We start from the raw sequence: 17,961 nt of genomic DNA, 5'->3' as shown, positions 1-17,961 counted from the left end.
GTGCCAGCCTAGTGCTGGCTTTTTTCAGTAGATAAGAAAGTATAAGTTTTATACTTTTGCTTCGCATCTACCTTGACAAACGCGCTCGTCCCGGTGGGACGACGGAGTCGTTTATCCTTGTGTCATAAAAGCGGAATCCACCCTAGGCTAATGATCTGGTACTAGGAATAGATAGTACTTCTCAAGCTGTATATTTCTAGTACAATTAGAAGTAAGCGAGAGGAGGAATATCATCATGAAATCCAAATTTGTTACGATTCAACTAGGCTATGTATTGGGAGCTAGTGCTCTACTAACCGCCATTGCATATTTTTTTGCTACGAATTGGGAGAAATTAAACCGCTGGGAGAAATTCATTCCTGTCTTTGTGCTTATCATGGGTTTTTACGGCTTATCTGTATGGCTTTCTCGTCAAAATGGCAGGCAGTTTCTAAGTAAACTCAGCCTATTTGCGAGTTGTATTTCCTTCGGTATAGGTGTTGGACTCATTGGTCAAACCTACAATTCTCATGCTGACAATTACAGCTTGTTCGCCGTATGGTTCATTCCGGCATTTTTACTTGCCCTATTAACCAGGTGGCAGCCATATTATATACTAGCCTACATGTTAGGTCATCTCGCTTATGGGATTTATTTCTTTGGGCGTTGGGGAGTGAGTTCAGATGCGGAAGTCATCCAAATTGTCATCTGGGCTCGGAATCGCCATTGCGAATGGCATTTTGTATGTTTTGACTGAGAGGGGCCGGTTGTACTCGCCATTTCTCAAATGGATTTCTTTTCAAGTTGGGATAGCCGTTTTAATTGTGACTTCCAATTCGCAAGTGTACGAGAAGTACGGTGTGTTTATGAATTTGCCTCTCATCCTCGTACTAGCGGCAGCTGTTTACTATACTCACAAGACAAGGAACAAAGCTTATCTTTTATTTGCCGGACTGTGGGTATCGATTACGGTGACAGTCAAATATATCGAGCTTATTATCCAGCATTATAACGAGTTCTTTTTCATTGCCAGCTTGTTGTTTATTATCGTGTTCATCTTTGCGAATGTGAAGTTCATGAACTTTATTCGCTCTTGGAATCCTTCCTCCAAGCAGTTGGAATCGGAAAATAGCTCAGATCTAGAAGCTTCGGATCAAGTGAAGCCGGATGGAGATTTTACGAAATGGGTCGTTCGTGTCCTCACGGTTTCGGTCATCATAATTGGTTCGCTTCTGGGCAGCTTGACGATCATTGGGATTGTTACTGTTGTACTAGGATTTAATAAACCGGAGAATGTACTAATTGGCTTTGGTATTGTAACTGTTATAGCGATGATCATAGCCAAAAAACTAAATCCCTTAGTGCGTTACACAATTCTAATTAGTGGATTGCTCCTTGGCGCAGGAGCGGCTGTTTTTAAGGAGAATGTTCCTATTCTATTGGTTTTCCTAGTGCTTACGGTTGCTGCTTTCATCTATATGGCTGGGTTGGTACATCGTATATTCTTTTTTCTCGCGGCTGTCATTATTGCTTCTTTCGTACTTTTCAATTGGACCGATAGCGGTATTATTGTTCTTAGCATACTTAGTGGCTTACTATTCGTTATATTTGTCAGTTGTCAGGTCATAGCAAATGTTGGAGTCAGACAGCCTATTCTTTACAGCAGTTTTCCTTCTCTTCTGCTAACTTTATTTATCCTAACCTTTATGGCGGATTCAGCTTGGTATTATATAGTCAATGTGCTGTACTTTATCGTCGTTGTTCTCGCTTTGGTCATAAGTAAACAATTGCATATCAGATGGATTTATGCTTGGTCAATGGGCTTTTGGATTGCTTTCCTGGTATACAAATATTACGATCTGGCCTGGAAGCTTCTGCACAAATCGATTAGCTTCGCTGTCATCGGGATTTTGATACTTGCATTTACGGTTTGGTATGAAAAAAGACATCGTTTGGAAGCGATTGAACCAAATGAGGTTCACTCAAATTACGCAATGAACCGCTGGATTATTGCTCTGCTAGTTCTGCTGCAAGTTATGGCTATGTCCTTACAAATTGGTAAAAGTGAGTGGCTGCTCGCTCATGGACAGCTAATTAAGCTGCAGCTTGAACCGATTGATCCACGTTCTCTTATTCAGGGTGATTATGTGCGGTTACGCTATAAGATAGCTGAGCCTCCATTATTTGAAGATAACAATCATGTTCTAGATTCTAAGGGGAAAATTACAGTCGTTCTTGCTCCGAACATGGCGACAGGTGTTTATGAATATCGCCGCGTGTATACAAAAGGGGAAGCTCTTGCTCCTGGAGAGGTTCGCTTGAATGGAAACAAAATCGGCTATGAGGGCATTGAATACGGGATTGAGACTTATTTCATTCCGGAAGGAACAGGTCGTGAATATGAACGTGATGCCAAATTTGCGGAAGTGAAAGTTTCTGCTGGCGGCGATGCGATTCTTGTGCGCTTATTGTTACAACCAAGTATTGTTCAATAAAGATTAATGTGGTAAAATAACCCGATCTTTGCTTAAAAGAAAGGGGTATCTGTTCTCATGTGGCTCATATTTTCAGTACTTGCGGCTGCCAGCTTCGGGCTGCGAGGCATTCTATATCATTGGACCAGCCAGCAATCGTTGAATCGGAATGTGCTGCTCTGCGGCACATTTTTTATGGGGGCGCTCGTCAGTATCGGATGCGCCCTTATTTCTCAGCAGCAGTGGACAGTGTCTGCTCTGATTGGTGTTCAAATGGGATTGTTCTCCTTTGGAGCCAATGCCAGTATGTTCAAAGGCTTTGCGGTAGGTAAAGCCTCGTTAGTAGCCATCCTCACCGGTTTACCGTCGGTTGTTGTGGTCTTCGTCGCATTTCTGCTTTGGGATGAGCGGCTCAATTTATGGCAGTTCTTTGCCTTCCTTGTGATTGTAGTAGGCATCTTATTCGTTCGTTACTCGAATGATATCACCTTAAAGAATCTGCAAGGAGCCGGATGGGGAGTGCTTGCTTTGTTTCTTTTTGCCGGGAATGATTTATCTAGCAAATGGACAACCATCGTTTCTGCGCCATTGTTTCCAACACTATTTTTTATGTTTGCAACAGGGACATGCTGTTTTGGATTATGGTGGTTGAAGGACAGGGCAAAGGATAAAGGCAAGGAAGCTGCGCCAGCCAGTTGGACAGAACGAAGAACGTTCCTGTTTGGGATGGTCGTCGGGATTACCAATGTCATTGGTATGATCTTCATTATTCATGCGTTCGCTCTAGGGAAAACGGGGTTAGTTTCTGCAGTCGTTGCACTAAATGTATTGATCGTCTTATTGTATACACGTTTTGTTTTGAGGGACAAATTCTCAATAATGGAACAATCCGGCCTAGCTTTAGCGTTCATTGGCATTATGATGATGAAATTAGTTGCATCTTGACAATACATTATTATTGCTGTAATATTCAGTAAATTCGTAATTTCATAAGAAACATTGGTGAACAGGACAGTAATTCTTGTCGGACAGTCGCAGCGAGCCGGAGCAGGTGGGAACCGGTACGAATGTCAAGAGTGAAGCGGGCCTGGGAAATGGTCTTCCGAAAGTTCAACGTAGGGAGATCCGGCATAAGCCGTTATCGTTGGAGTGGTTAAACCTGTGGTTTAACACTTAGAGTGGTACCGCGGGAATGAACAGCTCTCGTCTCTTATTGTAGAGACGGGGGCTTTTTTGCGTTTTCCCATAACTAACATGCTTAGCTTTGCATCATCCATTTAGGAGGAATATTCCATGATTCAGCAGCTTCTAACAAATGAAATCGAATATCATGTAGGTGTTTTATTTCAAGAGTGCGGAATAGAACAGCCTGCGACTTTGAAGATCTTGACAGAGCACCCAGCTCACGCAGAGCATGGTGATTACAGTACGAATGTGGCTATGCTACTAGCAAAAATAATTCGTAAGGCTCCTTTGCAAATCGCGCAGGAGCTTCAGCAACGCATAGAAAAAAGCGGCTCTGTTCAAGGCTTATTCGCTAAAGTGGCTGCGGTGCCGCCGGGATTTCTGAACTTTTATATAAATTGGGACACCTGGTCATCTGGTCATTATGGAGCTGCAAAAGGGCTTGTTGACGAAAGAAACAAAACAAAAATTTTGATCGAGCATACGTCAATCAACCCTAATAAAGCTGCTCATGTTGGCCATTTGAGAAATTCCTGTATTGGTGATTCCTTATCTCGCATGCTGTCGCAAGCTGGGTATCAGGTAGAAGTGCATAACTATATAGATGATCTGGGGAATCAACTGGCGGATACAGTGGTGGGCATTCTGCATACACAATCAGAAGAGATTTTTCATCGATTTGGCGACTTTTGTTGGGAGACCTACGCGAAGGTGAATCAAGCTTACAAAGTGGAGCCGGAGCTTGTTGAGCAGCGTTTAACAGTACTTCATGCGCTAGAGAGCGGGCATTCCAATCTTGCTTGGATGGGGGCATTGGTGGCGGAAAGGATTGTACGCGAGCAGTTGGAAGAAATGAAGCAATTCGGCATTCACTACGATGTGCTGGTTTGGGAAAGTAGCATTGTAAGAGCGGGATTCTGGGATTCAACCTTCGAGCTGCTGAGCCAAACAGATATGTTTCATAAGGTGACGGATGGGAAATTGGCAGGCTGCTGGGTGCTGAAGAATCTAGAAGAAGGGGCTGTTACAGCTGGGGAAAGCACGGATTATCAAGGGGATAAAGTGCTCGTTCGTTCCAATGGTATTTTAACGTACACAGCGAAGGATATTGCCTATCATTTATGGAAATTCGGAGTGCTGCCGAATGATTTTGTATATAAAAAATGGGAGGATGGACTATGGTCTACCGCTTCCCAAGGGAGGAAGAAATCGATCGGGCAAGCGGATATCGTCATTAATGTCATTGATTATCGTCAACAATACCCTCAGGAGATGGTTAAGCTAGCTCTTGAAGTGCTGGGTTATGAACAGCAGGCGAGTCAGCTTAAGCACGTGAGCTACGGGGTAGTTTCCTTGAGTCCAGATACTGCTTCAGGCCTGGGTATTGATATTTCGGATGGCAAAAGCTCTTATGCGATGTCTGGGCGTCAAGGGATTGGGATTAAAGTCGCTGACCTACTTGATCACATGGAGAGAGTCATTGACGCAAAACGCTCAAGAAAAGCGGGGATCTCCAGCAGAGCGATAGCCGCGGCTGCGATCCGTTATTATTTGCTGAAATATCAGCTGCAAACGGAAGTTGTTTTTGATTTGGAGCATGCGACAGAAATAACAGGGAACACGGGCGTTTACTTGCTTTATGCGTACTCAAGAGCAAACAGTATTTTGGACAAAGCAAAGAAAAATACTCGTCATCCAAGGATAGAGGCAAAGTTCGATGGGACTCTTTTGGAAGATCAGGAATACCTCCTTCTGAGGCACGTCGCCTACTGGCCAGAAACACTGGAAACTGCCACTAAGCAATTGGCTCCGAACGTACTTTGCCATTTTGCTTTCGAGCTAGCTTCGCTTTTTAACCATTTTTACAGCGTTTGTCCGGTCTTAAAAGGCAGTGAAGAAAGCATCGCCCATCGCCTTTGGATTACGCAAACGTATAAAGACACCATGCATCAAGTACTGGAAGTGCTGGGTATGCCGACGCCCAAACGGTTGTAACCGGAAAACCGATCTCATGCTTCGGAAGTCGGGGTTGTTCGCATTCGTCCTTAAAAATGCAACATAAGCTTTCTGATCTTGATCAAATGCGGTACAATAAGAATATTCGTGCCAATTTGAATGATTCAGGAGGCTTTAACCACAATGACAGAAAAAGATATCGATACACAAGCTCCAGTAGATAACGAACAAGAACAAGATCAAGAACGCGAACAAGCCCAAATCATTATGACTTGGTTTCAGCACATTCAAGAAGTAATGAAAGAACAATTTCCTGAATATGAAGTAGATGGACAAATCGGCAATAATCCGACTTATGGTCCAATGTTTGCTTTCACACTTAAAAATGATGAAAAGTCCACATCCTGCGGATTTTTCTTGAATGAAATTATGAGAAACTTCCAAACGAATCCGAATGCAGGGCTATGGCTATCGTCCTTCTTCGTAGATTTGCTGAGAAGCCCAGAAAATCATCCGCTGCCGAATCCTCCACAATCGGAAGATGAAGCCAAAGAACTGCTGGATAAACATATTGTTCCTTATTGCGCGGCTACTGTGCGGGAAGAATTCCCTGATCAAAAGATCTATGTTGACTTGGAGCTTCATGAGGAGCATGGCCCAGTTCTTGAGGCTGGCTTCGTAGCTGTTGAAGACGGCAATAATACGTGTGCGCTTCCACTGCAATATTTAATGACGTTATATTTATTGAATCGTGACCCGGCCGAGCCTTTAATTCAAGCAATGTATCGGTTGTATGAAGAAAATAATTTAGGTCAATAAGGTTGAGAAGAGAACAGCCGGGAGGGTTTCCTCCTGGCTGTTTGATTTTATGGGCTTATAGAGGAATAGTCTACCTGTTTACAGGGGGTTCTCCGTGTTTGCAACGAGAGAAGTTGTACAACGTACAACAATTTTCTTAGTTTCTTCTCGCAGAGCTGGAACTGTTGTAGTTTGTGCAACAATTTGGTCGATTTTCTCTCAAATGCGCTGATTTTAGGCGAAAATGTTGTACTTTTTACAACAATCGCCTAGAAAGAGGCTAATTTGTTTGATTTATGTTGTACAACGTACAACAATGCTCCTTTAAACGTTCGGATGTTATGCAGTATGTCAGAGAGTAAGTGTAAGTATTGAAGAAGAAGTAGGGGTTGGAATAGGAATAGGAATCTCTTAGCCTCCAAGAAACACGTTAAAAGTTTACTTCCTACAAACGGAGATACTCCTCATAGCTGCTAATAATCGGAAGTGAAGAGAAGGATCCAAACTTCACATATTTCATCGCATGCGACGTATTAAAAAGCACAACGGAATCGCTCGGGCGCAGCCATCCGCTGTCGCAGAGGGCGAGCAGACCTGCCCAGGTTGCCGAGCCTTCGGGGGACGCGGAAATGCCCTGCGAGCCCAAAGTGCGAGTCGCCTCGGCAATTTGGCTCTTGGAGATGGCGATGGCTGTGCCGCCGCTTTGTTTCACAATCGACAGGATAAGCGCCAAGTCTGGCGGATTCGGTACGCGCATGCCTGTCGGACTTGCTTCTACTCCAGCAGGCAAGGAACTAGCAGTTTGGCTGTTTGCTGTACCATCGACGATGGGCTGACATCCCTCTTCCTGCACGCAGACGAATCTTGGCATGGGACCGTCAATCCAGCGTAGTGCTTTGAGCTCCTGGTAAGCTTTCCACATGCCGATAATACCGGAGCCGCCGCCGGTGGGATAGATGATGACATCGGGGAATGTCCAACCGAGTTGTTCAGCGAGTTCAAGTCCCATAGTTTTCTTGCCTTCTACACGTCCTGGCTCCTTCAGAGTGCCGACGTTTACCCAGCCCTGATCTTTTTTACCAGCTTCAATGATTGCTGCTGCATCATGAATGAAGCCATCGACGAGGAAGGTGGCTGCTCCATATAACGGACATTCGTCCACGATTAATGGCGGGCAATCCATAGGGATAAAGACGGAAGCCTCGATACCAGCACGTCCAGTATAGGCAGCTAATGCCCCCGCGGCATTTCCATTTGATGGTACGGCCGCTTTCGTCGCTCCCGCTTCCTTGAGCAAGGAAACGGCGACGGAGAAGCCTCTCGATTTGAAGCTCCCTGTAGGGTTCTGCTCTTCTCTCTTGATCCATAGGCGTTTAATAGGAAGCTTCTTCTCCCATTCCTGCATGCGCAGAAGTGGCGTCCAGCCTTCGCCTAATGTGATGATACAATCAGGGTTACTCACTGGAAGCAATTCTTTATATCTCCACATTGATGGGTAGCGTATTTGTAAAGCTTCTTTCGTTAACGTTCTAGCTATGTGCTCCAAGTCGTAATCGACCAATAAAGTGCCACCGCAGTCACATTTCATTTCTTGATAGCGGAAAGGGAGCCTTGCAGAACATCGTGAGCAATAAAGCCCCAATCGGTTCATCTCCGGGCCTCCTCCAAGTTTTCGACAGGAAAACTAACGTAGTTGTAATTTGAGTCTTGCAATAGCAAACTCTTATTTAGACTATTATCAAGAGGAGAAGAAGGAAACGGCTTGTGTCTTTTGATTTTATTTATTTTCGTTTTATTTTTGGTTTATTTTAGGAGTACTTCTCGGTATATTTCTCCCTATATTTCTCCCTATATTTCTCCCTATATTTCTCCGTCAATTTCTTAGTTAATTATCATTGTTAATTAACTCTTTTTATTGGTTTGCTTTTGTGAAATGACTTCATCTTCTGGAACATCGACTTATCCTTCAACTTCAAAAATAGCTCAAGCATCGGAGCGAAATTAACCTCAATAATCCACACATTTCCTTCTTTATCCAAAGCCATATCAATCCCCATCGTACGCACCCAAGAATAATAAGGACTTAATTGCTGAGCTGCTTTTAGAGCAACTTTATCAAGCTGTGAATGGAGGTCGGCAGCCCGCATCTTTTTGAGCTCCGAGTTTTTGAGAGCATAATCCAAGGATACGACCTTACCGCTGCTCAGGCGAATATTCGTCACGATAAAGCCCTTTCCGGCTACTTTGGCCAGTTTACCAGTTACTTCCCAAGGAGAATCCAAACGGCGCTGCACCATCACTCTGAGATCAAAAGGGCGGTCATTCACCGTGGCAAGCGGAATCCGCCGCTGAATAATGTTGTTATTGAGCGCCTTCTTTTTGATATAGGCGTTTAATTGGTTATATTGTGTAAAGCTTTTCTTCGTAGCGCCATCCTGAACCACATAGGTGGAAGAATCCATCTTTTTGATCCGAATGACACCATTTCCCCCATAGCTCCCAGTTGGTTTAATGATGATTTCACCGTATTTTTTTATCATTCGCCAGAATGAGCTTTCTCGCAACCATGCTGTTTCAGGAAGATTCACACTAAGTTTAGACGATTTCCGCAGCAGCTTATATTTGGTCCATTTGCTTGTGTTTAGCTTACTCATTGGATTTCGCTTCTTGTTTGAGAATAACTAGATCATGTTCTTCAACTCGGAGCAGTTGGTTGCGTTCATCTACGAAAACCACTTGAGGTTTGAGGTTGTTAATTTCAGTTTCATTCATAAGTCCCATACTAAGAATAATAACGAGGTCGCCTGGAGCAAAAAGGTGGGCGGGAGGGCCATTCAAACCGATCTTGCCGCAGCCTTCCGGCGCAGGGATCGCGTATGTTTTCCACCGGGTGGCGTTACGAAGACTTGTCACTTGAACCATTTCATAGGGTAAAATGTTCGCTTTGCGCATCAATAAACCATCTATAGTAATGCTTCCCACGTAATCCAAATCGGCTTCCGTTACCGTCGCACGGTGGATCTTCCCTTTACACATTAGTCGCAGCATATTGCAGTAGCTCCTTTATCATCACATTGGGTATTCCTCACAAAGTATGCCTAAGGTCGGTCAACTGGTGTAGGCTAAAGCCTATTTTGAGCGAAAAATGGGTAAATGCCCCGTTGATTTATGGCTGTGATATACTATTAAAATGGATATATATAAACTTGGATAGATGGGAGTGAAAAGTACTGCAGCCTATTCTGGTTATTGAAAATCTACATAAGAAGCATCCGAATGAAGGCCTGACGCCTTTAATGGAGCAAATAAGTGCGAACGTCATGCCCAAAGATCGAATTGCAATTCTAGGTCCTTCCGGCCAAGGGAAGAGTACACTGCTTCGGATCTTGTCCACCTTAGAAAGCATGGATGGCGGAAGCTTATCCTTGCATGGACAACAGGTTGCGAGCTGGGGACCAAGTGAATGGCGGAAGAAAGTCTGTTATGTCCCCCAACAGCCGGTTATGCTGCCTACTACGGTCGAAGACAACCTGGCTTTGGTGAGTAAACTGCATCAGCGTAATTTCGATAAATCATTGGCGCTAAGCTTGATGGAGCAGGTTGGGCTTGGAGACCTGAGCTGGTCTCAGAAGGCGGCTGATTTATCTGGAGGACAGAAGCAGCGGGTTCAATTAGTCCGGTCAATGCTGCTGGGAGCGGATATCCTCTTACTTGATGAAGTAACTTCTGCACTGGATGCACACAGCAAGCAAGCAGTTGAAGATACCCTGATGAATTGGCTTGAAGAGCGGGAAGCTGGGCTTATATGGGTAACGCATGAGATGGAGCAAGCCAAGAGGGTAGGCAATCGGTTCTGGTATTTGAATCGCGGATTATTAGTTGAAACTGTACCGGAAGACTCGTTGGAATGGACGGATATGCCCTCAGTCGAAGGGGGGATGGATTAGACGTGTCTACGCTAGCGTTAGGCTTTACATTGACCTTTGTCATGATTACAGTTGCCTTATCTAAATGGCAGAAGCTTGGGCTTGAGAAGGACATTGCTGTGGGAACCATTCGTGGAGCCTTGCAGCTGTTGTTCATTGGTTATGTGCTTCACTTTATTTTTCAGACGGAGCATTGGGGACTTATCTTTATGATCATTGCTGTTATGATTGTGGTTGCTACACACAATGCGGGCAAACGTGGAGAAGGGTTAAAGGGGATATATTGGAGAATAGCTGCTGCGATTGCTGTAACGGAAACGATTACAATGTCACTCATGCTCAGTTTACAAATTATCAAGCCAACTAGCCAGTTCATTATCCCGATTAGCGGGATGACCATTGGTAGTTCAATGATTGTTTGTGGCTTGTTTTTGAATCAAATGAATCGTGAGGTGCAATCGTCGCGCGGAGAAATTGAAGCGCTGCTAGCTCTCGGATCCTCGGTTAGACAGGCGATTCAGCAAGCACTGCAGCGCTCCGTGAAGGCCAGCATGATTCCGACGATAGACGGAATGAAAACAGTTGGACTCGTACAGCTGCCTGGAATGATGACGGGGATGATTATCGCAGGAGCAAATCCTGTGGAAGCCGTTCGATATCAAATGTTGATTTTGTTTGCATTCACAGCAGCAGCGGCAATTACAAGTATCATATTAAGCATGCTTAGTTATAAATTGTGGTTTACTCGGGAAATGACATTGAAATAAAGCAGCGGATATTTCCCGGGGAACCGCACAAAACGACATGATATGTGATCAGCAAGAAGCGTCCGATTGGTTTACTCGGACGCTTCTTCGTTATGGATGAACGGTTGCTGTGCTTCATCCTATTAATTTAAGGCCGCTAATTAATACCAGACTTGCAATAATCGTGCGCAGAATAGCGGTCGGTGCCTTGGTGGATAGCATGCTTCCGATAACGACGCCGGGAATAGAACCGATGAGAAGATTGAGGACGAGTGTATAATTCACATTCCCCATACTTGCGTGCAGAATGCCTGCTGTCGTCGCAAGGAAAAAAGCGTGAGCGATGTCTGTTCCTACAAGTTGAGCGGGATTCATGCGGAAAAAGTAAAGCATGACAATAGCGTACAGGGAGCCAGATCCTATGGACGTAAGCCCTACAACAAAACCCAGTACAGCACCAATTGTAATGGTTAGTCCTCGTTTCTCCTCCAAAGATTGGAGCTGCCAGCGATTTTCTTTGATCTTGTGGCCGAAGAAAACTTTAAACAAGGTAGCAAAAGCTACCAGAATCAAGACATAACCAAGTGCATGCTTAATAATAATTTCCTGGTTATGAAAGAACGAATTGAATAATTTCAAAAAAACAACGGCTGCGATAACACCTGGAATACTACCCATAGCGAGCATTTTAACCAGCTTGAAATCAATCGTTTTCTGCCGCCAATGCTGAATCGTGCCAAAAAGCTTTGTAATCGAATTATAAAAAAGGTCTGTTCCCACGGCAATTGAAGGATGAATACCAATCAGGATCAAAATAGGGGTTAGCAGCGAAGCTCCGCCAACACCAGTTAATCCGACCATAAAACCTACGAATACGCCCATAAATAATACACTTAAAGTCATGTTGTCATGTCCCCAATCGAATTACCCACTAACCTTATTGGATTAATTTTATTATATAGAAAAGCATTATGTAAAGAGGAATTTTTTGATTTGCTTTTTTAATTGACTTCATCATACTCTGAACATGCTATTCATCCATTCTGGAATCAGTTACAATATGTGGATGTGAATAAAGTCAGCAATTAGGAGGGAACATCCATGAGAAATCGAACAACGGTTATGGTGAGTATTGTTTTGGCGGTATTAGTCTCGTCGATCGATACCACGATTGCGAATACCACAATGCCGATTATTGTGAACGAAATTGGCGGCAATGACCTGTACGCATGGGCATTTACCTCATATATGGTTCTTTCTACCGTATTAGCTCCATTAGCAGGCAGATTATCTGACCTATTTGGGCGGAAACGGATCTTTGCAGCAGGCATATTGTTGTTTCTTTTCGGATCTGTGCTTTGCGGTCTATCCCAGAGCATGCTGCAGTTGATCCTGTTCAGAGCGATTCAAGGTATTGGCGCAGGAGTGATGATGCCTTTTCCTGCCATCATAGCGGGAGATATTTATCCAGTGGAGGAGCGAGGTAAAGTTCAAGCGTATTTCACAGGGATGTGGGGGTTATCTGCGATATTAGCGCCTTTATTAGGAACGTTCTTCGTGACCTACCTGAGCTGGCGGTGGATTTTTTTCGTGAATATACCGGTATGTATCGTTGCACTTCTTGCCTTGCAGCCGTATAAGGAAGTGTATCAACCGAAGAAAGCAGTGGTCGATTATGGTGGGGCTATTTTGTTTGCCTGCGGAATATCCTTTTTGCTGCTTACTACTGCAGTTGAGCATTATAGCTACATATATGGAGCGTTAGGGGGCATATTCATGATGGCATTCTTTTTATATGAGAGAAAGCATCCTGCGCCGATCGTTCCGTTAAATCTGCTGCGGAATCGTCCGGTGGCGATTATGATTGCAAGCTCGTTTCTCAGCTGCGCGGCGCTCTTTGGGACTTCCAGCTTCGTTCCTCTCTTCTTGCAAAATCAAGGCTACTCGTTGTTTGTCAGCGGAATTGCGCTTTTGAGTACATCGATTGGGTGGATGGCCGTTGCTGTACCATGCGGAAAATGGGTGGTTCGCTATGGATATAAACGTCTTTTAATCATAGGAAATGTGATACTCGTCATTACAGCGGCTTTGTTTTATTTTATACACAAGGGTTCTTCTTTCTGGTACACGTTTAGCGCACTAATGATGCTTGGTCTTGCTTATGGATTAATCTTCACAATAACAACAATCGGTTCACAGCAGCTGGTAGAAGCGCATCAGAAGGGCATTTCCACCTCGCTGCAGCTCTTTGCACGGAATATCGGGACAGCGGTCAGCGTAACGATTATGGGGGCAATCCTTACTAAATCCAGCGTCTTTTATACAGGGATTCACGACATGTTCGTGTTTGGACTTTTGGCAAGCTTACTTTCATTGGCCATGCCGTTTGCTATTCGTTCAGCGTCCAATCTGAAAAGCCAGAAGACGGAGTAACCTCCGAATTCTGGCTTTTCTCATAAAGCATTTGGACTAGCATTTGCATCATGGATAACATAGCTCGTTTCAAATAGCTGGTCAGTAAGCGGAACAGAGAATAAATATCCTTGTATATGTTGACAACCAATTTTCTCTAGAAAAGTGAGCTGTTCTTGAGTTTCCACACCTACTGCAATGACATTCTTGTTTAAACTATGTGACATGGCCATTATAGCTTCAATGATAGAAGATGCAGATATACTGGTGGAAATATCTTGAACGATCGATTTATCAATTTTCAAAGTATTGATAGGAGAATTCTGTAAAAAGCTTAAGGATGAGTAATCAGTTCCGAAATCATCGACAGCGATTTTAACTCCCTTGCGCCGTAAAGCATAAAGCTTTTCCATGATGTTACGGCCGTTATTCATCGATACACTTTCGGTAATTTCGAGTTCTAAATACTGTGCTTCCAGCTCGTTTTGATGCAGAATATCGAGTATCATGGTCACCAAATCTTCTTGATGAAACTGGACAGCGGATAGATTGACTGCAATTGGAACAGGCTCCATACCCGCAGATTGCCATTTTTTCATTTGTAGGCAGGCAGTTTGTAAAACCCATTTTCCGATGGCAATAATTTGTCCGGATTCTTCTGCAATCGGAATAAATTCCTTCGGCGAGACACTGCCTAACTTATGGCTATCCCAACGCAGTAAAGCTTCGACACCGATTATTTTGCCGGAAGGAATATTGAATTTGGGTTGGTACATCAAGATGAGCTCATTATGTTCTATGGCTGTTCGGAGGGATTGTTCGCATGCATTTCACCTCGAATAAAGGACACTCATTTCCTGTTTATAAAAATAATAATGGTTTCCTCCGCGTTCTTTGGCCATATACATGGCTTGATCGGCATTTTTCAGTAGAACCTCGGGATCTTCTCCATCGATCGGATACAAAGAGATACCAATACTGGTGGAAACAAAAACATTGCGCCCGTCGATTTGGAAAGGAGCTTCCAATTGTTGAATGATTCTTTCGGCTTGCACAGCAGCTGACTTCTGATTGCCTAGCGGGTACAAAATCACAAATTCATCGCCGCTTAGTCTAGAGACAATGCTTTGAGCTAACAAACTTTCCGAAAGCAATGCGGAGAACTTCTTCAAAACAAGATCTCCTAAGTGATGGCCTAACGTATCGTTGATGAGCTTAAACCGATTTACATCAAGGAAAAGCAGAGCTAAGCTCTGATTATGTTGTTTGGCGTTGTTTAACGCATCATGGAAAAGCTGATTGAACTGGTTGCGATTCGGCAACCCTGTCAGCAGATCAAAGTAGGCTAGTTGATGTACGATTTCCTCGGACTTCTTTTTCTCTGTTAAATCGCGGATATAAGCTGTATAGACATACATTCCTTTATACGAAGAGCTCGTCATCGTTATTTCTGCGGGAAATACGCTGCCATCCGAACGATAGGCTTTCAATTCGATTCGCTTACCGATAATCGTTTCGTCTTTGGCTGTGAATAGCAGATTTAAGAAGGTTGTCTCCTGGCCATCTTTTTCAAAAAGAAAATCGATTAACGTAAGCCCTAAAGCTTCTTTGCGTTCGTAACCAAAAATCGCTTCAGCCGCCGGATTGAATGCAATGATCTTTCCACTTGTATTAAACATCATGATACAATCGATAGCAGACTCTAGTATGGAAGCGTTGAGTGCTGTTTTGTTACTAAAGGATATGTAAAGAGCAATGATTGAAATAATGAGCACTAGCAGCATGAGGTAAATCAAATAATTATCTATCAGCGTAAGATGCATGAATCAACCTCATTTCGTATAAATAAAAAAGTCCATCCCGAATGAAAGGATGAACTCCTTGACTCGGTAACCTGTCGTCCATAGCATCCAAGTTAGGGATGCCTTAGGTCATGGCTTTGCGTCGCATTGTTTCCAATGGTTTGCTTTTAACGATTCCATATATGTAGTTCAAAAGGCACTGGTAAATGTTGCGAAAAGCTTAAATACCAGTTAATACGCCTCATTATAATTAGTTGAAAATGACGTGTCTATAGCGGTATTTGCATATAAATAGCGAAAAATGTCGAATTCAACTAAGAATAATTTATAATGCTAATTTCTTAAATATTTTGTAGTTCTAGAGATGGATAGGTGAGGCTTAATGAATAAATCAAGCCAAGTTCGAGGCATTATTTTTGATATGGATAATACGCTGCTGAGGTCGAGAATTAATTTCCAAATGATGAAAAAGCAAGTGGCAGACTTCCTTACCGAGAATGATCTATTACCGGTTGATTTTCCGATTCAAGAGCATACCACGTCAACCATGATTGCGTATGTGAAAGCGAAGGGGATGCCTGAAGAGACCTATACAGAAGTGATGAAAATGGTCGTTCATCATGAACTAATAGGTATGGAGGGCGCAGGTCTGGAATCCCATGTTTCCGAGCTTCTAATGATTTTAAAGTCGCACTATGTCCTGATTATTGTGACAAACAATTCGTACAAGTCCGCGGTTCATGCGCTGGAAGAGACCGGAATTCATCCATACTTTGATTTGATTATCGGAAGAGAGCAAATGGCAGCGATGAAACCCTCTCCATCCGGATACTTAGCCGCCAAGCAGCATTTTCCTCAAATTCATGAGCGAGAATGGATATCGGTCGGAGATTCGTGGATAGATGGCAGAGCATCCATAGATGCTGGAATCCCCTTTATTAGTTATGGGACCAACGATCACTTGATGAAGGAGAAGGGGATTACACCTATAGCGAATATTGACAGCTTGCTTAAGTTGTTAGATTATGTGTAGATAACGATTAATGAAAGTAGTGAATAAAGATGTTAGTAAATGTGAAATCCCGACTCAACGAAAATGACATACAAGAACTGCTTAGTTACAGTGTTTTCCCTGATCCGGAGGCGCTTCAACCGGTTCTTGAGAGTTATGAAAATGATGCAAATCTTTGGCTGTTTGGGTATGAATCCGAAGGTATCATGGTGGGCATTATCGGCTTTGAACTGAATGATAATCAGGAGATGACGATCACTCATCTGGCCGTTGAACCGGAGAGCAGAGGGGTAGGCTTTGGCCGAGGGATCATCCTTGAAATTATTGAAGATATGCATCCGGTTCGAATCGTGGCAGAAACGGATGAAGAGTCGGTCCAATTTTATCGAAATATTGGGTTCGTCATCCGCAGCCTCGGGGAGAAGTATCCCGGTGTAGAACGTTTCCTATGTACGTATGAGGTGGAAGAAGCGGAAGAGGAGTAGGTTTGTATAGATGTATCTCTTTTAAAAAGGACCAGAGTCGTCGACCGTCGACTCAGGTCCTTTTTGTGTTGCGTCCAGCATGTGCGTTCGTGGCTAAACGCCACCTCCAACTCAATTGCTAGGTTACATCGATAAGATTACTTTTAAGCGTTGGACTAAATTAAGTGTCATGTTAGCAGGCTTTTCGCATATATTGTTTTAGATTATTAACTTAAAAAAAAGAGTGAAAGCGATTTCGTTTCGTCATTTTAAGTGACAAAATTCACAATGCTGACAAGCTCCGATCCGTTTGCTGTCGAATGTGCAAGTAAGTTTTCTAAGAAATAGGAGGGTGCAGAGATGCTGCATATTGTCGTTTGTATCAAGCAGGTACCTGACTCTAGAGAAATTCGCATTGACCCCAAAAATAATACGTTAATTCGCCAAGGTGTCCCAAGTATCGTGAACTTCTATGATATGCACGGGCTGGAAGAGGCGCTCCGTATTAAGGATGAACAAGGTGCAAGGATTACAGTAGTAACAATGGGACCTCCGCCTGCGGAGAAAGGTTTAAAGGAATGCATCTCCCTCGGGGCAGATGATGCTGTGTTGGTGACGGATCGCGGCTTCGCGGGAGCGGACACGCTGGCGACATCGTACGTTGTTGCCCGAACCATCCGCAAAATTGCTGAAACGTGGGGACCGGTGGATATTGTTTTTTGCGGCAAACAAACGCTGGACGGCGACACGGGGCAAGTTGGGCCTGGCGTCGCATGCCGATTGGATTTGGAACAGCTTACTTATGTCAACAAAGTCGTCAGTGTGGATGAAAAGCGGCGAAAAGTTCGTGTGCATCGGCTCTTGGAAGATGGCATTGAAGTCGTTGAGACAAGCATGCCGGTGCTGATAACGGCACTGAAGGAACTGAACAAGGTGAGACGAGCATCGCTGCCTGGTATGATTCGGGCTGCGCGTTATAAGCCGACTGTTTGGACGACGGCTGATTTTCCGGATCTTGAAAAAGCGAAAATCGGGCTAAAAGGCTCACCAACGATCGTAGCCAAAACATGGGTGCCGGAGGTAAAAGCGGTTAAAACGCATATGATCGCGTTTGATTCGCCGGAAGCAGCCGCTGCTCAGCTAGCTGATCAGCTCATGACGAAAGAGATGCAGACTTTGTTAGACTGGTCTTCGTGAAAGTAAAGCA

16 protein-coding genes, 1 pseudogene, 1 riboswitch and 1 other annotated feature are annotated in these 17,961 nt (G+C 43.8%); of the genes and pseudogenes, 11 read left to right on the top strand and 6 right to left on the bottom strand.

The window, feature by feature from the left end:
• The first annotated feature begins 235 nt into the window (after positions 1-235).
• The 5 genes from ACBP55_RS24530 to ACBP55_RS24510 all read left to right on the top strand — a co-directional run bounded on the left by ACBP55_RS24530 (position 236) and on the right by ACBP55_RS24510 (position 6,413).
• Positions 236-736 (top strand): DUF2157 domain-containing protein, encoded by a 501-nt coding sequence (locus ACBP55_RS24530; RefSeq protein WP_464645518.1) that lies wholly within the window; start codon positions 236-238, stop codon positions 734-736.
• Positions 663-2,474 (top strand): GDYXXLXY domain-containing protein, encoded by a 1,812-nt coding sequence (locus tag ACBP55_RS24525; protein WP_464645517.1) that lies wholly within the window; start codon positions 663-665, stop codon positions 2,472-2,474. The genes ACBP55_RS24530 and ACBP55_RS24525 overlap by 74 nt, the downstream gene beginning before the upstream one ends.
• A gap of 57 nt (positions 2,475-2,531) precedes the next feature.
• On the top strand, positions 2,532-3,398 hold the full coding sequence (locus ACBP55_RS24520) for an EamA family transporter (RefSeq protein WP_464645516.1): 867 nt from the start codon (positions 2,532-2,534) through the stop codon (positions 3,396-3,398).
• A 48-nt stretch (positions 3,399-3,446) separates the two neighbouring features.
• Positions 3,447-3,667, top strand: a binding site (T-box leader).
• A gap of 79 nt (positions 3,668-3,746) precedes the next feature.
• The gene (locus ACBP55_RS24515) at positions 3,747-5,633 is read left to right on the top strand and encodes an arginine--tRNA ligase (RefSeq protein ID WP_464645515.1); all 1,887 of its coding nucleotides are present in this window, start codon (positions 3,747-3,749) and stop codon (positions 5,631-5,633) included.
• A gap of 144 nt (positions 5,634-5,777) precedes the next feature.
• The gene (locus tag ACBP55_RS24510; RefSeq protein WP_029195165.1) at positions 5,778-6,413 is read left to right on the top strand and encodes a hypothetical protein; all 636 of its coding nucleotides are present in this window, start codon (positions 5,778-5,780) and stop codon (positions 6,411-6,413) included.
• A gap of 424 nt (positions 6,414-6,837) precedes the next feature.
• Here ACBP55_RS24510 and ACBP55_RS24505 read toward each other — a convergent pair whose 3' ends face one another.
• The 3 genes from ACBP55_RS24505 to panD form a co-directional block, all read right to left on the bottom strand.
• Entirely contained in the window at positions 6,838-8,043 is a 1,206-nt protein-coding gene (locus ACBP55_RS24505) for a threonine synthase (protein WP_464645514.1), read from the bottom strand.
• Positions 8,044-8,290: 247 nt separating this feature from the next.
• Positions 8,291-9,046 (bottom strand): YheC/YheD family protein, encoded by a 756-nt coding sequence (locus tag ACBP55_RS24500; RefSeq protein WP_464645513.1) that lies wholly within the window; start codon positions 9,044-9,046, stop codon positions 8,291-8,293.
• Entirely contained in the window at positions 9,039-9,440 is a 402-nt protein-coding gene (gene panD / locus ACBP55_RS24495; protein WP_464645512.1) for an aspartate 1-decarboxylase, read from the bottom strand. The genes ACBP55_RS24500 and panD overlap by 8 nt, the downstream gene beginning before the upstream one ends.
• A 248-nt stretch (positions 9,441-9,688) precedes the next feature.
• Here panD and ACBP55_RS24490 point away from each other — a divergent pair, with 248 nt between their 5' ends.
• Together ACBP55_RS24490 and ACBP55_RS24485 are read left to right on the top strand one after the other, a co-directional pair.
• The gene (locus ACBP55_RS24490) at positions 9,689-10,339 is read left to right on the top strand and encodes an ABC transporter ATP-binding protein (protein WP_464645511.1); all 651 of its coding nucleotides are present in this window, start codon (positions 9,689-9,691) and stop codon (positions 10,337-10,339) included.
• 2 nt (positions 10,340-10,341) lie between these two features.
• Positions 10,342-11,085, top strand: coding sequence for an ABC transporter permease (locus tag ACBP55_RS24485; RefSeq protein ID WP_464645510.1), 744 nt, complete (start codon positions 10,342-10,344; stop codon positions 11,083-11,085).
• 114 nt (positions 11,086-11,199) lie between these two features.
• Here the strand turns inward: ACBP55_RS24485 and ACBP55_RS24480 are convergent, their stop codons facing one another.
• Complete coding sequence (locus ACBP55_RS24480) at positions 11,200-11,967, bottom strand: sulfite exporter TauE/SafE family protein (protein WP_464645509.1); 768 nt, start codon at positions 11,965-11,967, stop codon at positions 11,200-11,202.
• 198 nt (positions 11,968-12,165) lie between these two features.
• On the opposite strand from ACBP55_RS24480, the gene ACBP55_RS24475 reads away from it, so the two are divergent.
• Positions 12,166-13,497, top strand: coding sequence for an MDR family MFS transporter (locus tag ACBP55_RS24475; RefSeq protein ID WP_464645508.1), 1,332 nt, complete (start codon positions 12,166-12,168; stop codon positions 13,495-13,497).
• 20 nt (positions 13,498-13,517) lie between these two features.
• On the opposite strand, the pseudogene ACBP55_RS24470 reads toward ACBP55_RS24475, so the two are convergent.
• Positions 13,518-14,282: pseudogene (locus ACBP55_RS24470) on the bottom strand (putative bifunctional diguanylate cyclase/phosphodiesterase); the annotation flags it as partial.
• A 24-nt stretch (positions 14,283-14,306) separates the two neighbouring features.
• Complete coding sequence (locus tag ACBP55_RS24465) at positions 14,307-15,299, bottom strand: diguanylate cyclase domain-containing protein (protein WP_464645507.1); 993 nt, start codon at positions 15,297-15,299, stop codon at positions 14,307-14,309.
• Positions 15,300-15,361: 62 nt separating this feature from the next.
• A riboswitch (cyclic di-GMP riboswitch) is annotated at positions 15,362-15,454 on the bottom strand.
• Between the two features lie 206 nt (positions 15,455-15,660).
• On the opposite strand from ACBP55_RS24465, the gene ACBP55_RS24460 reads away from it, so the two are divergent.
• From ACBP55_RS24460 to ACBP55_RS24450, 3 genes are all read left to right on the top strand, one after another.
• Complete coding sequence (locus tag ACBP55_RS24460) at positions 15,661-16,311, top strand: HAD family hydrolase (RefSeq protein ID WP_464645506.1); 651 nt, start codon at positions 15,661-15,663, stop codon at positions 16,309-16,311.
• A gap of 41 nt (positions 16,312-16,352) precedes the next feature.
• The gene (locus tag ACBP55_RS24455) at positions 16,353-16,775 is read left to right on the top strand and encodes a GNAT family N-acetyltransferase (RefSeq protein ID WP_464645505.1); all 423 of its coding nucleotides are present in this window, start codon (positions 16,353-16,355) and stop codon (positions 16,773-16,775) included.
• A 339-nt stretch (positions 16,776-17,114) separates the two neighbouring features.
• A complete protein-coding gene (locus ACBP55_RS24450) occupies positions 17,115-17,951 on the top strand; it encodes an electron transfer flavoprotein subunit beta/FixA family protein (RefSeq protein ID WP_464645504.1) in 837 nt (278 codons plus the stop codon).
• Positions 17,952-17,961: the final 10 nt, after the last annotated feature.

Source organism: Paenibacillus sp. WG02, assembly GCF_055396115.1.
This window is presented reverse-complemented; position numbering and strand designations above follow the sequence as displayed.

Bases quoted from the DNA above. Each gene is read 5' to 3' on its own strand.
- ACBP55_RS24530 (WP_464645518.1), top strand. From the start codon at position 236: ATGAAATCCAAATTTGTTACGATTCAACTAGGCTATGTATTGGGAGCT.
- ACBP55_RS24525 (WP_464645517.1), top strand. From the start codon at position 663: ATGCGGAAGTCATCCAAATTGTCATCTGGGCTCGGAATCGCCATTGCG.
- ACBP55_RS24520 (WP_464645516.1), top strand. From the start codon at position 2,532: ATGTGGCTCATATTTTCAGTACTTGCGGCTGCCAGCTTCGGGCTGCGA.
- ACBP55_RS24515 (WP_464645515.1), top strand. From the start codon at position 3,747: ATGATTCAGCAGCTTCTAACAAATGAAATCGAATATCATGTAGGTGTT.
- ACBP55_RS24510 (WP_029195165.1), top strand. From the start codon at position 5,778: ATGACAGAAAAAGATATCGATACACAAGCTCCAGTAGATAACGAACAA.
- ACBP55_RS24505 (WP_464645514.1), bottom strand. From the start codon at position 8,043: ATGAACCGATTGGGGCTTTATTGCTCACGATGTTCTGCAAGGCTCCCT.
- ACBP55_RS24500 (WP_464645513.1), bottom strand. From the start codon at position 9,046: ATGAGTAAGCTAAACACAAGCAAATGGACCAAATATAAGCTGCTGCGG.
- panD (WP_464645512.1), bottom strand. From the start codon at position 9,440: ATGCTGCGACTAATGTGTAAAGGGAAGATCCACCGTGCGACGGTAACG.
- ACBP55_RS24490 (WP_464645511.1), top strand. From the start codon at position 9,689: ATGGAGCAAATAAGTGCGAACGTCATGCCCAAAGATCGAATTGCAATT.
- ACBP55_RS24480 (WP_464645509.1), bottom strand. From the start codon at position 11,967: ATGACTTTAAGTGTATTATTTATGGGCGTATTCGTAGGTTTTATGGTC.
- ACBP55_RS24475 (WP_464645508.1), top strand. From the start codon at position 12,166: ATGAGAAATCGAACAACGGTTATGGTGAGTATTGTTTTGGCGGTATTA.
- ACBP55_RS24465 (WP_464645507.1), bottom strand. From the start codon at position 15,299: ATGCATCTTACGCTGATAGATAATTATTTGATTTACCTCATGCTGCTA.
- ACBP55_RS24460 (WP_464645506.1), top strand. From the start codon at position 15,661: ATGAATAAATCAAGCCAAGTTCGAGGCATTATTTTTGATATGGATAAT.
- ACBP55_RS24450 (WP_464645504.1), top strand. From the start codon at position 17,115: ATGCTGCATATTGTCGTTTGTATCAAGCAGGTACCTGACTCTAGAGAA.